Below are 14,590 nucleotides of genomic sequence, written 5' to 3' on the forward strand. Positions count from 1 at the left end.
GCCCGGTCGCGGCTCACCGGAAGTACCGGCCCCGCGTGTGCAGCAGACGGTGCATCATGGCCGCGTCCGACACGGGGTTCGCAGCGGCCGCATGGGCGAGCTCCTCGTCCGCGAGGAGCTCGACGAGCCGGGCCTGCGGAAGGTTCGGGTGCCGGGCCGACGCGGACCGCACCTCCGGGTCGGGGTCCCCGATGAGGTGCTCCACGGTGGCGGACGCCGCCTACGGGTCCCGGACGGCCAAGGCGCGCACCCGCGGGTCGGCATGGTCGGCGAACCCGGCCAGCCCGGCGCGCGGAAAGTTCGGCCGGGTGGTCAGGCGGACGCGCTCGGGGCCGGTGTGGGCACCTGTTGACCCGGACACGGAAGAGCCGAGGGGAACACCAGATGACGTCGCCGTCCCCGATGGACAGCGGGCCGGCGGGCCGCGTGCTGTGCGACACCCGGACGCCGGCCGGGAGTCCGCCGGTCCCGAGCGGGGTGCTGTGGAAGCTGGCCGAGAGCGGTCGGCAACTCGACGCCAACGTGGTGCGGCTCGCTCCGGGCGACCGGATCTCGCCCCACACGGAGACACAGCTGGATGTGATGCTCCTGGTCACGGCCGGGGACGGCCTGCTCGGCGCGGGGCCGGCCAACGAACCGCAGCCGCTCACCGAGGGCGCCCTGGTCTGGCTGCCGCACGGCGCCACGCGCAGCGTCACCGCCGGTGACGCGGGGCTGACCTATGTGACCGTGCATCAGCGCCGCCCCGGCATGCGGATCGGCACCCGCCCCGGGGCCTGACCGACCGATTCCCGACCGGTTCGATGACCGGCACACCGCCGGCCGGACCTCCCCGGGCCTCGCCCACCCGCACGTCACCGCGGGCGCCTCACCGGCCTCGCCCGCCCGCACGACACCGGCGGAGCCCCAAGCCGGACCTCGACCACCGGGCCGAGCACGCCCGAGGGCGTCGGTCCCGGCCGCCCACGCGTCCCCCGGGCACGGCAGCCGGGACCTCATCCCCACAACGCCCGGACGGCGGCCGCCCATTGCGCCCCCGGTGGCGCCCACTAGGGTGCCCCCGTGACCACGTTTACCGATGAGAACGTCCCCGGCCGCCACGGCCCCCACGCGACCACCGAGGCCGACCCGCGCCAGGTCGGCCGGGTGCGCACCGAGTACTCCCCGGCCCACGACGGCGACCCGGACCCCGGCGAGATCGTGTGGACCTGGGTGCCGTTCGAGGAGAACGACGGCCGGGGAAAGGACCGCCCGGTGCTGGTCGTCGCCCGCGAGGCGGCCGGCACCCTTCTCGCCGTACAGCTGTCCAGCAAGCGGCACGACGGCGACCGCGAGTGGGTCGCGATCGGCAGTGGGCCGTGGGACCGGTCGGGCCGGGACTCCTGGGTGGACGTGGACCGCGTCCTGCGGCTGCACGAGGACGGCATGCGCCGTGAGGCGTGCGCGCTGGACCGGATGCGGTTCAACCTGGTCCGGCAGCGGCTGCACGAGCGCTACAACTGGGCCTGACCGGCGTACGGCGCACCGGCCGCGGGGTTCCGCGATTCCGGGAACGCTCGTGTGAACGCTTTCCGCACCACCGTTCCCGGCGTCCGGTCCAGCACCCCGAAGGCCACGTGCTCGAACGCCCCGGCGAACCGGCCGCCCGGGCCGAGCAGCAGCCGGAACGCGCCCGCGACCTGCGCCGGGTCGTTCTGGAACACTCCACAGCCCCAGGCGCCGAGCACCAGCCGGCGATAGCCGTGGACGGCCGCCGTCTCCAGCACCCGCTCGGCCCGTACCGCGAGGGCGCCCGGCAGCGCGGCGGCCCGCTCCGGCTCCGTACGCCGTACGACGCCCGCGTTGGGGGCCGCCGCGGTCAGGAAGCCCGCGCGGTACGGCTCGGCCAGCAGCCCTCCCCGGTCGTCGCGGAAGACCGGGACCGCCGGTGAGTGGATCACGCGGTCCGTGTAGAACGGGTCGCGGTGGGCGCGGTGGTGGTCGTAGAAGGCGCGGGCCGTCAGCAGGCAGGCGTACAGCGCGGAGGCGCGGCACAGGGCCTCCTCCTGGGCCTGGGCGCCGTTGAGATACCCGCCGCCGGGATTGCGTGCCGAGGCGAAGTTCAGGACGGCGACCGGCATGTCGGCCAGTCGGCGGGCGGCCTCCAGACTGCTCTCGCCGGTGACCTCGAAAACGGTGTCCGTCGTGCGTGCCGGGCCGGACGCGGTGATCCCGGAGGGACCGGCCTCGCCCGGCTGCCGTACGGAAACCGGTTCCGGTCCGAACATCCGCGTACCGGCCCGCGCGACCTGGATCTCGGCGGCGAGGGACACCTCTTGGCCGTCGGCCGCGCGATACCGGCCCGCGGCCACGATCCGCTCCGTCTCCGCGGCGATCCCGCGCAGGCGCGCGCTCACGGCGCCACCCCCGTGGGCGCCGTGAGCGCGGCCCGCGCGGTCTCTCCCGTCGTGCTCATGCACGCATCCTGGGTGATGCTGGTGATGCGGCGCAACGAAGTTTCCCGCCCCCGGAACGGTCCGGAGAACGGATACGGAAACGGAGATGACGGAACCAGAACGTCCGGAGGGGCACCCTTGTGCGAATCGGCTCAAGGGTCTTGGGTGGAACGAGTGCCTGCCCGGCGGCCCCACGTCCGCACCGGGCCGGCGACATGGTGGAATCTCAGGAGGATCCCGACATGTCCGACTCACGGAGTGACGGTGGAGACTGTACGAACCACCGCACCGCCGTCACCGAAGCCGAGGTGGAGGCCCTGGTCAGGGGCATCTGCTTCAAGACCGGACCGCCCCGCTCGCTCGGTGTCGAGCTGGAGTGGCTCATCCACGAGCTGCGGAGTCCGCAGCTCCCCGTGACACCCGAACGGCTCAAAGCGGTCTACGCGGTTCTGCGGGCCCTGCCCCTGCGTTCGCCGCTCACCGTCGAACCCGGCGGCCAGCTGGAGCTGAGCTCGCCGCCCGCCGCCTCCCTGATGGAGTGCGTCGAGACCGTCTCCGCCGACCTGGACACCGTCCGAGCCGTCCTCGCCGGGGAGGGTCTCGCGCTGGTCGGCATCGGCCACGACCCCTGGCACATACCCCGCAGGTTCCTGCACGAGCCGCGCTACGACGCGATGGAGACCTGTCTGGACCGCACCGGCCCGGCGGGCCGCCACATGATGTGCGCCTCCGCCTCGGTACAGGTCTGCGTGGACGCCGGCCACGAGGAGCCCGGCCCCCTGGGGCACGCGCGCCGCTGGTGGCTGGCCCATCAGCTGGGGCCCGTCCTGGTCGCCGCGTTCGCCAATTCCCCGCTGATCGGCCGCGAGCCCACGGGCTGGCGGTCCACCCGGCAGCTGCTGTGGCTGGAGATCGGCGCCGGCCGCGCGGGCGCTCCCCCGCTCCACGGCGAGCCACGGGCCGCCTGGGCCCGGCACGTCCTGGACTCGCCGGTGATGTGCGTGCGCCGGGACAGCGGGCCGTGGGACGTGCCCGAGGGGCTCACCTTCCGGGAGTGGACGCGTTCCCGGTCGCCCCGGCCACCCACCAGGGCGGACCTGGAGTATCACCTGACCACCCTGTTCCCGCCGGTCCGGCCGCGCGGGCACCTGGAGCTGCGGATGATCGACGCGCAGCCCGGGGACGACGGCTGGATCGTGCCGCTCGCGGTGACGGCCGCGCTGTTCGACGATCCGGAGGCCGCAGAGACGGCGTACCGGACCGTGAAACCCCTCGCGGAGCGGACCCTGAACCTGCCCGCCCCGCACAACCCGCTGTGGACCGACGCGGCCCGGCACGGGCTCGCCGACCCGGAGCTGCGCGAGGCCGCCGCCGTGTGTTTCGCGGCGGCGCTGGAGGCCCTGCCCCGGCTCGGCGCCACCGCCGAGGTCACCGAGGCGGTGGCCGCGTACCGGGACCGCCATGTCGCGCGCGGCCGCTGCCCCGCCGACGACCTGCTGGACCACCTGCACGACGGCAAACTGATCCCGTCCCGGCCCGGCCGCACCGCCCACGGCAGGAAGGACATCCGCACATGACCGCCCCCGAGACCGACACCGCGACGACCGAGGTGGACACCGAGGCGCTGCGCGAGCGTGTGCTGGCCTCGCTGACCACCGCTCGCGACCGCACCACTCTGCTGACCAGCTGCGTGGAGGGGCCGGACCTCACCGCCCAGCACTCGCCGCTGATGTCCCCGCTGGTGTGGGACCTGGCGCACATCGGCAACCAGGAGGAGCTGTGGCTGCTGCGGGCGGTCGGCGGCCGGGACGCCATGCGGCCCGAGATCGACAGCCTGTACGACGCCTTCGAGCACCCACGGGCCGAGCGGCCCTCGCTGCCGCTGCTGCCGCCCGCCGAGGCCCGCCGGTACGCGGCCGAGGTGCGCGGCCGGGTCATGGACCTGCTGGCGGGCGCGGACTTCCACGGCACCCGGCTGACCGAGGCCGGATTCGCCTTCGGGATGATCGCCCAGCACGAACAGCAGCACGACGAGACGATGCTGATCACCCATCAGCTCAGAAAGGGCCCGCAGGCGCTGACCGCCCCGGATCCGGAACCGGTTTCGCCGTTCACCGGTCCGGCGGAGGTCCTGGTGCCCGGCGGCCCGTTCACGATGGGCACCTCGGCCGAGCCGTGGGCACTGGACAACGAACGCCCGGCCCACGTCCGGGAGGTGGCGCCCTTCTGGATCGACACGACCCCGGTGACGAACGGGGCGTACCAGGCGTTCATCGAGGACGGCGGTTACGACACCGAGCGCTGGTGGACCCCGGAGGGCTGGAGGCACATCAAGCAGCACTCGATCACCGCGCCGCTGTTCTGGCGCCGGGACGGCGACCGCTGGCTGCGGCGGCACTTCGGGGTCACCGAGGCGGTCCCGCGGGACGAGCCGGTGCTGCACGTGTCCTGGTACGAGGCCGACGCGTACGCCCGCTGGGCAGGGCGCCGGCTGCCCACCGAGACGGAGTGGGAGAAGGCCGCCCGACACGATCCGGTCACCGGCCGCTCCCTGCGCTACCCGTGGGGCGACGCGGATCCGGCACCGGAGCACGCCAACCTGGGCCAGCGGCACCTCAGGCCCGCGCCCGCCGGCAGCTACCCGGCCGGCGCGTCGCCGCTGGGCGTACGGCAGTTGATCGGTGACGTGTGGGAGTGGACGGCGAGCGACTTCCTGCCGTACCCGGGGTTCCAGGCCTTCCCGTACAAGGAGTACTCGGAGGTGTTCTTCGGCTCCGACCACAAGGTGCTGCGCGGCGGTTCGTTCGCCGTGGACCCGGTGGCCTGCCGGGGTACGTTCCGCAACTGGGACTACCCGATCCGGCGGCAGATCTTCTCCGGGTTCCGCACCGCCCGCTCGGAGGCCGTCTGATGTGCCGCCACCTGGCCTATGTGGGGCCCGAGCAGCCGCTCGCACGGCTTCTCGTGGAGCCCGGGCACAGCCTGCTGCGCCAGTCGTGGGCACCCCGGCGGCAGCGCTATGGGACCGTCAACGCCGACGGTTTCGGGGTCGGTTGGTACGCCGGGGACGACCCCGTACCGGCTCGCTACCGGCGGGCGGGGCCGATCTGGGCGGACCTGTCCTTCGCCGACCTGGCCCGGGTGGTGCGCTCCGGCGCCGTCCTGGCCGCCGTACGGGACGCGACGCTCGCGGGAGCCGACGCCGAGGCCGCCGCGGCGCCCTTCGCCTCGGGGCGGTGGCTGTTCAGCCACAACGGCGCCGTCGCGGGCTGGCCCGCGTCGGCGGCCCCGCTGGTGTCCCTGCTGCCCCCGGTCGAGCTGCTGTCGCTGCAGGCCCGTACCGACTCGGCGTTCGTCTGGGCGCTGGTCCTGCACCGGCTGCGTTGCGGCGACGAGCCGGACCAAGCCCTCGGTGAAACGGTTCGCCGCCTGGCAGAGGCGGCCCCGGCCTCACGGCTCAACCTGCTGCTGACGGACGGCACGTCCATAGCCGCCACCGCCTGGGGCGACACCCTCTGGTACCGCACGGAGCCCGGCCGGAGCACGGTCGTCGCCTCCGAGCCGTACGACGACGACCCGCTCTGGCAGGAGGTCCCCGACCGCACCGTGCTCACCGCGAGCCGCGCCGGCGTGCTGCTCGCACCCCTGGAGGATCCGGCGTCCTCCCCCACTCTCGACTCCGCTCGAGCGGGGGGACCCCCATCATCGAAGGAGCCCTGTACGTGAGCCCCCTGCACGTCACCCGCACACTCCCCGAGGACGCGACGGAGGCCGCGCTGCGCGCCGACGTCCTCAACGGCCTCACCGTCCATCCCAAGTGGCTGCCGCCCAAGTGGTTCTACGACGCCCGCGGCAGCGAGCTGTTCGAGCAGATCACCGAGCTGCCCGAGTACTACCCCACCCGGGCCGAGCGGGAGATCCTCGCCACCCGGTCCGGCGAGATCGCCGCCGCGAGCGGTGCCCGCACGCTGATCGAACTGGGCTCGGGCTCCTCGGAGAAGACCCGCTTCCTCCTGGACGCGCTCGCCCCCTCGGCGTACGTCCCGGTCGACGTCAGCGAGAGCGCCCTCACCCAGGCCGGGAAGGCACTCGTCGAGGAACTCCCGGACCTCGACGTCCATGCGCTGATCGCCGACTTCACCGCCCCGCTCGCCCTGCCCGCCACGCCCGGTCCCCGGCTGGTGGCCTTCCTCGGCGGCACGATCGGCAATCTGCTGCCCGCCGAACGCGCCGAGTTCCTGGCCTCCGTGCGCTCCCTGCTCGGGCCGGGTGACGGGCTGCTGCTCGGCACGGACCTGGTCAAGGACGAGCGGGTGCTGGTCCGGGCGTACGACGACGCGGCCGGGGTGACGGCCGCCTTCAACAAGAACGTGCTGGCCGTCGTCGACCGCGAACTGGGCGCCGACTTCGATCCGGACACCTTCGACCACGTGGCGCTGTGGGACGCCACGCACGAGTGGATCGAGATGCGGCTGCGCTCGCGTGTCGCGCAGACCGTGAAGGTGCCCGCGCTGGACCTCGCGGTGGACTTCGCCGCGGGCGAGGAGCTGCGCACCGAGGTGTCCGCGAAGTTCCGCAAGGACGGTGTCACCGCCGAACTGGCCGCCGTCGGGATGGAGCTGACCCATTGGTGGACGGACGCGGAGGGCCGTTTCGCGCTGTCGCTGAGCGTGGTGCGCTGAGTCACAGGTCCGAGGTGAGCTCTGCGCTCCCCTTCCGGTCGGCACCCTCTTGACGTCCGCTCCGTTCCACGTCCGACCGACCATGGCGGCCGGTCGGACGATGCGGTCGAAGTCGTCGGCGCCGATGTAACCGGAGGCGAGTGCCGCCGCTCGTGCAGGGTGGTGTCCTCCCGGTTGGGCCGGATGCCTTCTGTGCGGTACCCGCGCACCTTGGTGCGGGCGCCTGCCGGGATGCAGGCCGTGACCGTCGCCTCGCACGGGGTCGGGTTCACCTCGGCGCCGATGGAGAAGTGGATCAGGGCCCGTCGGGTCTGGGTGCCCCAGTAGTGGTCCGCGGGGACGTCGACGGCACTCACACGTCCGGGGTGAGCTGCTCGGTGATCTTCCGGGAAGCCCGGCGGGCCTCCGCCTGCGGGTCCGCCCCGTTCAGCACCCGGGTCATGTACTCCTTGATCGGGTTGTCGGCCTCGACGTCGGCCCACTGAGGGGTGTTGGGGGTCGCCCGGCCGTGGGCCGCGCCCGCGGCCATGGCGGCGACCCCCTCCTCACCCGCCACCGCGCCCGCCAGCGTGGTCTTGTTGGGGACGTAGTTCATGGTGTGGGCCAGTTCGGTGTCCCACTTGGCGCCGACGAGCGCCCCGACCACGGCCGTCGCGGCGAAGTGGTCCTTGGTGTGGTCGGGGACGACGAGGTCGGAGCCGCCGGTGAACACGGTGCCGGGCCGCCCGGCGGACTTCCCGGGCACCGGGAAGAAGCCCAGCTTGTCCTTCAGGTCCGGGTTCTGCCGCACGATCGACTGGGCGAGTCCCGGTACGGCGATGATCTGCGCCACCGAGCCGCCGGCGAACACCCCGGCCTGCGGCGGGTGTTCCTCGTCCGCGTCCACGGGACCGCGGCCCAGCGCCTGCAGCCGCCGGTAGAAGTCCATGCCGCGCAGCGCGGCCGGGCTGTCCAGGGTGCCCTGCCACTGGTAGTCCTTCTGCCGGGCGAGGTCGCCGCCCTCGTCCCAGATGAACCCCGAGAGCGTGTACCAGTCCTGGCCGGCGAGGTAAATCCCCTGGTTGCCACCGGAGTTGAGCTTCCCGGTGTCGGCGAGCCACTCCTCGCGGGTCTTCGGCGGGCGGGTGATGCCGGCCGCCCGGAACAGGTCCTTGCGGTAGATCACCACCCGGTTCGCGGCGTACCAGGGGATGCCGTACTGCGCGTTGCCCTCCTTGCCCGGCTCGGCGAGGCCGGGCAGCCACTTGTCCTTGCCCCAGTCGCGCATCGACTCCAACGTGAGGTCGGCGAGTTTGCCGCCGTCCGCGTACAGCGGCACCTGGGTGTTGCCGACCTCGATGACGTCGGGTCCGTGCCCGGAGTCGTCCTTGAGCGCCTTGTCGACCTTGTCGACGATGCCGTTCCAGGACTGGATGCGGATGTCGAGGCGCAGGTCCTTGTGGGTGCGCTCGAAGTCGGCCGTGAAGCGCCGGAGGAAATCCTCGGAGGCGCTGTCCTTCATCAGCCACACGGTGACGGTCTTGCGTTCGTGCTGGCCCGGGAGCATCCCGCAGGCGCTGACGAGGGAGCAGGTGACACACACGACGGCGAGCAGACGACGTCTCACGAGGGGTCCTGTTCTGTCTGGCGGAAGCGTGCGGACAGGGGGCGGGGCCCGACGTGGGGGGACGCGGGGTGACGCTCGTACGGGTGTGCTGGATTTTGGTATGGACCAATGCGGGGGGTCAAGGGGGACAGGCATTACCGGCGGTAGGCACGGGACGCCGTGCGGGCGGGGCAGGGATGGGGCACGGTGGAGTACGGCGTGACACGAGAGGAGCACCCTCATGTCGAATCACACCTACCGGGTCACCGAGATCGTCGGCACGTCGCACGAAGGCATCGACCAGGCCATCCGCAACGGCATCGCCCGTGCCGACCAGACACTGCGCAACCTGGACTGGTTCGAAGTGACCCAGGTCCGCGGCCAGATCGAGAACGGGCGGATCGAGCACTACCAGGTGGGGCTGAAGGTGGGCTTCCGCCTCGAGGACCAGACCTGACGCGGTCCGGCCGGTCCCCGGCGACTCAGGTGCGGCCCTCCCGTTCCTGAGCCTCTTCGAGCACCGCGGACTTCGCGGCCCAGCGGGCCCGTACGACGGTGAACCCGGCGCGCTCCGCGTCGTCGCAGACCAGTTCGTCGTCGTCCACGAGGACACGGACCTCGCGGTCCTGCGCGAGCCGGCGCAGGATCTCCAGCTTGGCGAACCGCGCGGGCCTGCGGTCGGCGTTGCCCCGCATGTGCACCCGCCCCTCCGGCAGTCCGTGGGCCGCCAGCCAGTCCAGCGTGTCGCGCCGGCACCGCTCGGGGCGCCCGGTGAGGTAGGCCACCTCGCACTCACGGGCGCTCTCCACGGCCAGCGCGATACCTCTGGCGAGGGGCGGGTCCGCGGGTGCGGCGGCGAAGAACGCGGCCCAGTTCTTCGGCCGCACCTCCAGGAAGTGCTGCCGGTGAGCGGTGTCCGCCAAGGTGTTGTCGAGGTCGAACACGGCGAGCGGACGGCTGTTGCTGTCTGTCACGTGGACCCAGCCTAGCCGGACCGACGGGGCCGGCCCGGGAATCCCCGGGCCGTCAGGACGTTGAACACTGCGTGAGCAGCACCGTCATAGCCCGGACCCGGTTCTCCGTCCTCGACCGTTCCCGCACCCGCGCGGGGCATCCGCCCGCCGAGGCGCTGCGCGACACCGTGGCGCTGGCGCGTGAGGCGGAGGCGCTCGGCTACCATCGTTTCTGGGTGTCCGAGCACCACGGAGTGCCCGGCGTCGCCGGTTCCGCGCCGACCGTGCTGGCCGCCGCGGTGGCCTCGGCCACCCGTACGATCCGGGTCGGCACCGGCGGGGTGATGCTCCCCAACCACCAACCCCTGGTCGTCGCCGAGCAGTTCGGTGTCCTGGAGTCCCTGTTCCCCGGCCGGATCGACATGGGGCTGGGCCGTTCCGTCGGCTTCACCGACGGGGTGCGCAAGGCCCTCGGCCGGGACAAGGAGGTCGCCGGGGACTTCGCGGCACAGCTCGGTGAGTTGCTGGGCTGGTTCGAGGGCAGCTCGCCGGCCGGGGTGCGGGCGCGCCCGGCGGAAGGGCTGCGGGTGCCGCCGTTCGTGCTGGCCATGGGCGAGGGTGCCCGGATCGCGGCGCGCGCCGGGCTGCCGATGGTGATCGGCGATCTGCGTGGCCGCGAGAAGATGCTGCGTGGCATCGACCAGTACCGCTCCCTGTTCCGGCCCTCCCCCTGGGCGTCCGACCCGTACGTCGTGATCTCCGGCACGGTCGCGGTCGCCGGCACCGAGGCGGAGGCGCGGCGGCTGCTGGTCCCGGAGGCCTGGTCGATGGCGTACGCGCGCACCCACGGCACCTTCCCGCCGCTCGCCCCGGCCGAGGAGATCGAGGCCGGCCCGATGACCACCAAGGAACGCGGCTTCTACGACGCGGGGCTCGCCGGTCACATCGCCGGTACCCGGGACCAGGTCGCCCACGAACTGGGGACGGTGCTGGAGGAGACGGGCGCGGACGAGGTGCTGGTCACCACCAGTGGTTACGACCGCACCGCGCTGGTGGACTCCTACCGCGGGCTCGCCGCGCTCTTCGCACCGGGCGGCTGACCTGGCTCGAGATGCGAGCCCCGCCGGTGCCGGTGACCCTGGAAGGGAAGGCCTCAAGCGACGAGGAGGGCTGCCATGTCCTTCATGGACAAGATCAAAGGCATGCTCAAGGGCCATGAGGGCATGGCCGACAAGGGCATCGACAAGGGCGGCGACTACATCGACCGGCGCACCGGGAACACGTACCAGTCGCAGGTCGACGCCGCGCAGGACAGGGCGAGGGACGAGTTCGGCACGCGGCCGAACCGGGACAACCCTCCGCAGTCGTAGCACACGGGGGCGGATAGAGTCTCCCCTCTATGCACAGCCCACATGACCCCTGCGTCCGCGTCCGCGGCGCCCGTGAGCACAACCTCAAGGGCGTCGACGTGGACATCCCGCGCGACGTACTGGCCGTGTTCACCGGCGTGTCCGGCTCGGGGAAGTCGTCCCTGGCGTTCGGCACGATCTACGCCGAGGCACAGCGGCGCTACTTCGAGTCGGTCGCCCCCTACGCCCGCAGGCTGATCCACCAGGTCGGGGCGCCCAGGGTCGGCGAGATCACCGGGCTGCCGCCGGCGGTCTCGCTGCAGCAGCGCCGCGCGGCCCCCACCTCCCGTTCCTCGGTGGGCACGGTCACCAATCTCTCCAACTCGCTGCGCATGCTGTTCTCCCGCGCCGGTCACTACCCGCCGGGGGCCGAGCGCCTCGATTCGGACGCGTTCTCGCCGAACACCGCGGCGGGAGCCTGCCCGGAGTGCCACGGGCTCGGCCAAGTGCACCGCACCACGGAGGCGTTGCTGGTGCCGGACCCCTCGCTGTCCATCCGCGAGGGCGCCATCGCCGCCTGGCCCGGCGCCTGGCAGGGCAAGAACCTCCGCGACATCCTCGACGCGCTCGGCCACGACGTGGACCGGCCCTGGCGCGAGCTGCCCGCCGAGCAGCGGGAGTGGATCCTGTTCACGGACGAGCAGCCGGTCGTCACCGTCCACCCCGTGCGGGACGCGGACCGTATCCAACGGCCCTACCAGGGCACGTACATGAGCGCCCGGCGGTATGTGCTGAAGACCTTCTCGGACACCAGGTCCGCGTCGCTGCGGGCGAAGGCGGAACGTTTCCTGGCTGCCGCGCCCTGCCCGGTGTGCGGGGGCAGCCGGCTGCGGCCCGAGGCGCTCGCGGTGACCATCGGCGGGCGGACCATCGCCGAGCTGGCCGCGCTGCCGCTGACCGACCTCGCCGGGCTGCTCGACGGCCACGACGAGTCCGCACGGGTCCTCATCGAGGACCTGAAGTCCCGGATCGCGCCGGTGGTCGAGCTGGGCCTCGGCTATCTGAGCCTGGACAGGTCCACGCCCACCCTCTCGGCGGGCGAGCTGCAACGGCTGCGCCTGGCCACGCAGTTGCGGTCCGGGCTGTTCGGCGTGGTCTACGTCCTGGACGAGCCGTCCGCCGGGCTGCACCCGGCGGACACCGAGGCGCTGCTGACCGTGCTGGACCGGCTGAAGACCGCGGGCAACTCTGTGTTCGTGGTGGAGCATCACCTGGAGGTGGTGCGCGGCGCCGACTGGCTGGTGGACGTGGGCCCCGGCGCGGGCGAGCACGGCGGACGCGTGCTGTACAGCGGGCCGCCGGCCGAGCTGGCGTCGGTCGAGGACTCGGCGACGGCCGCGTACCTCTTCGACGAGTCCCCGGGACCGGCGCGTGAGGTCCGCTCCCCGCGCGGCTGGTTGGAGGTGGGGCCGGTGACCCGGCACAACCTGCGCGCGGTGACGGCCGGGTTCCCGCTGGGCGCGTTCACCGCCGTCACCGGGGTGTCCGGTTCGGGAAAGTCCACACTCATCGGCGAGTTGACGCAGGAGCTGGAGGGCGTGGACCGGCTGGTCCGGGTCGACCAGCGGCCGATCGGGCGCACCCCGCGCTCCAACCTGGCCACCTACACCGGCCTGTTCGACGTCGTGCGCAAGGTGTTCGCCGAGACGGAGGAGGCGAAGGCGAGCGGGTACGGCGTCGGCCGGTTCTCCTTCAATGTCCCCGGCGGGCGCTGCGAGACGTGCCAGGGCGAGGGGTTCGTCAGCGTCGAGCTGCTGTTCCTGCCGAGCACGTACGCGCCGTGCCCGGACTGCGACGGCGCCCGCTACAACCCGGAGACACTGCGGGTGACCTACCGGGGCCGGAACATCGCCGAGGTGCTCGATCTGACGGTGGAGGCCGCCGCGGAGTTCTTCGCCGACGTCCCGTCGGCCGCCCGGAGCCTTCGCGCCCTGCTCGACGTAGGCCTCGGCTATCTGCGGCTCGGGCAGCCCGCGACCGAGTTGTCCGGCGGTGAGGCACAGCGGATCAAGCTGGCGAGCGAGCTGCAGCGCGGCCGGCGCGGCCACACCCTCTATCTGCTGGACGAGCCGACCACCGGACTGCACCCCGCCGACGTGGAGGTGCTCATGGACCGGCTGCACGGGCTTGTCGACGCGGGGCACACGGTCGTGGTGGTCGAGCACGACATGACCGTGGTCGCGGACGCGGACTGGGTCATCGACCTGGGCCCCGGCGGGGGTGACCGGGGCGGGCGGATCGTGGCGTCGGGGCCGCCGGAGCGGGTGGCGCGGGCGGCGGGCAGTGCCACGGCGCCCTACCTGGCCCGGGTCATGCCCTGAGAAGGGCGCTCACGTACTGAGCAAGCGGTTGAAGAACGAACGGTAGCGGCGCAGCGCCCCACGGAGTTCCTCGGTGTCCACCCGCTCGCCCTGGCTCCATTGGGCCTCCAGGTCCTTCTTGTGCTGGGCGAAGGTGGACGCCAGGGTCTGCATGACGTCCGCCACCAGCGTGTCGGCGTCGTGCACGGCCTCGCGGGGATCGTCCACGAACTTGTTCTGGGTCTGCTGCCACCGGTCGCGGAAGGTGCGTTCCTCGTCGTCCGTCAGCAGCTGCGGAGCCTCGTCTTCCGAGGTGTCCGGGGCGCCCTCGGCGGTCGCGGCGCCCGTGTCGGCGGCGTCGGTGGCCGCGCCGGCCCCGCCCCCGGCGGACTCGCCGCCCGCGCTATGCGTCGCGGTGCTCTCGCCGGGATAGACGGGGGCTCCCGAGGAGGCCGGCTCGGCTTCCGCTCCGGTGCCGGACGGCTCGGCGAGGTCTTCGGTGGACAGACCGCCGCTCGTGCGGTCCACTTCCTCGTTGCTGTGCATGGCGTTCCTCCATGCCGGATGGTGATGGGGGTCAGGGGCGGGCATGCCGGATGGTGGCGGCCGTCAGGACCCGGCGGGCTGCGCCCGGCCGCCGCCGTCGGAGAGCAACTCGTCGAACAGGGCACGGTAGTGCACCATGGCACCCCTCAGCTGCTCGGTCGTCGCCCGCTTGCGGGTGGAGAGGGTCTCCACCTCGTGCGCGGCCCGGTAGTGCTGCAGCGTGGTGCCGTGCTCCACCGAGAGGTCCTTCATCTGTTGCTCGAACCCCTCGGTCGGATAGCCGCGCTCGTGCATCAGGGAGGTCACCAGCCGGTCCGCGTCGTGCACCGCATCCGCCGGCCGGTCGACGAACTCCTCCTGGACGCTGCTCCACTCCCGCGTGTAGCGGTCCCGCGAGACGGGGGGCAGTGGTTTGATCTCCAGCGAGTCGTGTCGCCTCTCGCGCTCCCTCAGCTCACGCTCGGCGGCGAGCCGGCTGTCGGATCCCTCGACCGTCCGTTCGTACTCCGGACCGAAGCGCTCACGGAGGTGACGGCGTCGCATCAACAGTGAGACCGCCACAGCGGCCAGGGCGATCACCACCACGATGGGAATGATGATCGCCAGAAGCGTTCCCGTGGACATGGCCACACGCTCCTCAGGGAGTAGTGATGTGCACAGTCCGTCTTCCCATTCGCGGC

General features: G+C 72.7%; 16 protein-coding genes. 10 read left to right on the forward strand and 6 right to left on the reverse strand.

Annotated features, from left to right (window positions below):
* Positions 1 to 13 precede the first annotated feature (13 nt).
* Entirely contained in the window at positions 14 to 205 is a 192-nt protein-coding gene (locus AB0L59_RS37655; RefSeq protein WP_365591413.1) for a hypothetical protein, read from the reverse strand.
* 179 nt (positions 206 to 384) lie between these two features.
* Between AB0L59_RS37655 and AB0L59_RS37660 the strand changes: the two genes are divergently transcribed.
* Both AB0L59_RS37660 and AB0L59_RS37665 read left to right on the forward strand, forming a co-directional pair.
* Complete coding sequence (locus tag AB0L59_RS37660; protein ID WP_365591415.1) at positions 385 to 780, forward strand: hypothetical protein; 396 nt, start codon at positions 385 to 387, stop codon at positions 778 to 780.
* Positions 781 to 1,062: 282 nt separating this feature from the next.
* The gene (locus tag AB0L59_RS37665; protein WP_365591416.1) at positions 1,063 to 1,509 is read left to right on the forward strand and encodes a type II toxin-antitoxin system PemK/MazF family toxin; all 447 of its coding nucleotides are present in this window, start codon (positions 1,063 to 1,065) and stop codon (positions 1,507 to 1,509) included.
* Here the strand turns inward: AB0L59_RS37665 and AB0L59_RS37670 are convergent.
* Positions 1,494 to 2,396, reverse strand: a complete 903-nt coding sequence (locus AB0L59_RS37670) for a TIGR02452 family protein (protein ID WP_365591418.1) — start codon at positions 2,394 to 2,396, stop codon at positions 1,494 to 1,496. The genes AB0L59_RS37665 and AB0L59_RS37670 overlap by 16 nt on opposite strands.
* Before the next feature lie 281 nt (positions 2,397 to 2,677).
* Between AB0L59_RS37670 and egtA the strand changes: the two genes are divergently transcribed.
* Genes egtA through egtD form a run of 4 tightly spaced genes read left to right on the forward strand, consistent with a single transcriptional unit; the run spans position 2,678 to position 7,117 of the window.
* On the forward strand, positions 2,678 to 4,012 hold the full coding sequence (egtA, locus tag AB0L59_RS37675; RefSeq protein ID WP_365591419.1) for an ergothioneine biosynthesis glutamate--cysteine ligase EgtA: 1,335 nt from the start codon (positions 2,678 to 2,680) through the stop codon (positions 4,010 to 4,012).
* The gene (gene egtB / locus AB0L59_RS37680; protein ID WP_365591421.1) at positions 4,009 to 5,346 is read left to right on the forward strand and encodes an ergothioneine biosynthesis protein EgtB; all 1,338 of its coding nucleotides are present in this window, start codon (positions 4,009 to 4,011) and stop codon (positions 5,344 to 5,346) included. The genes egtA and egtB overlap by 4 nt, the downstream gene beginning before the upstream one ends.
* Positions 5,346 to 6,161: an ergothioneine biosynthesis protein EgtC gene (egtC, locus tag AB0L59_RS37685; protein ID WP_365591422.1), complete on the forward strand. Its 816-nt coding sequence runs from the start codon at positions 5,346 to 5,348 to the stop codon at positions 6,159 to 6,161. The genes egtB and egtC overlap by 1 nt, the downstream gene beginning before the upstream one ends.
* Positions 6,158 to 7,117: an L-histidine N(alpha)-methyltransferase gene (gene egtD, locus AB0L59_RS37690; RefSeq protein ID WP_365591424.1), complete on the forward strand. Its 960-nt coding sequence runs from the start codon at positions 6,158 to 6,160 to the stop codon at positions 7,115 to 7,117. The genes egtC and egtD overlap by 4 nt, the downstream gene beginning before the upstream one ends.
* A 352-nt stretch (positions 7,118 to 7,469) precedes the next feature.
* On the opposite strand, the gene AB0L59_RS37695 is transcribed toward egtD, so the two are convergent.
* Positions 7,470 to 8,723 (reverse strand): extracellular solute-binding protein, encoded by a 1,254-nt coding sequence (locus AB0L59_RS37695; RefSeq protein ID WP_365591426.1) that lies wholly within the window; start codon positions 8,721 to 8,723, stop codon positions 7,470 to 7,472.
* Between the two features lie 220 nt (positions 8,724 to 8,943).
* Here AB0L59_RS37695 and AB0L59_RS37700 point away from each other — a divergent pair, with 220 nt between their 5' ends.
* Positions 8,944 to 9,159, forward strand: a complete 216-nt coding sequence (locus AB0L59_RS37700) for a dodecin (RefSeq protein ID WP_365591428.1) — start codon at positions 8,944 to 8,946, stop codon at positions 9,157 to 9,159.
* A gap of 25 nt (positions 9,160 to 9,184) precedes the next feature.
* On the opposite strand, the gene AB0L59_RS37705 is transcribed toward AB0L59_RS37700, so the two are convergent.
* Positions 9,185 to 9,676 carry a hypothetical protein gene (locus AB0L59_RS37705; RefSeq protein WP_365591430.1) on the reverse strand — a complete coding sequence of 164 codons (492 nt, stop codon included), beginning with the start codon at positions 9,674 to 9,676 and terminating at the stop codon, positions 9,185 to 9,187.
* 71 nt (positions 9,677 to 9,747) lie between these two features.
* On the opposite strand from AB0L59_RS37705, the gene AB0L59_RS37710 reads away from it, so the two are divergent.
* From AB0L59_RS37710 to AB0L59_RS37720, 3 genes are all read left to right on the forward strand, one after another.
* Positions 9,748 to 10,755, forward strand: coding sequence for an LLM class flavin-dependent oxidoreductase (locus AB0L59_RS37710; protein WP_365591431.1), 1,008 nt, complete (start codon positions 9,748 to 9,750; stop codon positions 10,753 to 10,755).
* Positions 10,756 to 10,830: 75 nt separating this feature from the next.
* Positions 10,831 to 11,025 (forward strand): antitoxin, encoded by a 195-nt coding sequence (locus AB0L59_RS37715; protein WP_365591433.1) that lies wholly within the window; start codon positions 10,831 to 10,833, stop codon positions 11,023 to 11,025.
* 29 nt (positions 11,026 to 11,054) lie between these two features.
* On the forward strand, positions 11,055 to 13,385 hold the full coding sequence (locus AB0L59_RS37720) for an excinuclease ABC subunit UvrA (RefSeq protein ID WP_365591435.1): 2,331 nt from the start codon (positions 11,055 to 11,057) through the stop codon (positions 13,383 to 13,385).
* Positions 13,386 to 13,394: 9 nt separating this feature from the next.
* Here the strand turns inward: AB0L59_RS37720 and AB0L59_RS37725 are convergent, their stop codons facing one another.
* On the reverse strand, positions 13,395 to 13,910 hold the full coding sequence (locus tag AB0L59_RS37725) for a hypothetical protein (protein ID WP_365591436.1): 516 nt from the start codon (positions 13,908 to 13,910) through the stop codon (positions 13,395 to 13,397).
* Between the two features lie 63 nt (positions 13,911 to 13,973).
* Positions 13,974 to 14,534, reverse strand: a complete 561-nt coding sequence (locus AB0L59_RS37730; RefSeq protein WP_365591437.1) for a hypothetical protein — start codon at positions 14,532 to 14,534, stop codon at positions 13,974 to 13,976.
* Positions 14,535 to 14,590: the final 56 nt, after the last annotated feature.

It is taken from the genome of Streptomyces sp. NPDC052109 (assembly GCF_040680195.1).
Taxonomy (GTDB): Bacteria; Actinomycetota; Actinomycetes; order Streptomycetales; family Streptomycetaceae; genus Streptomyces.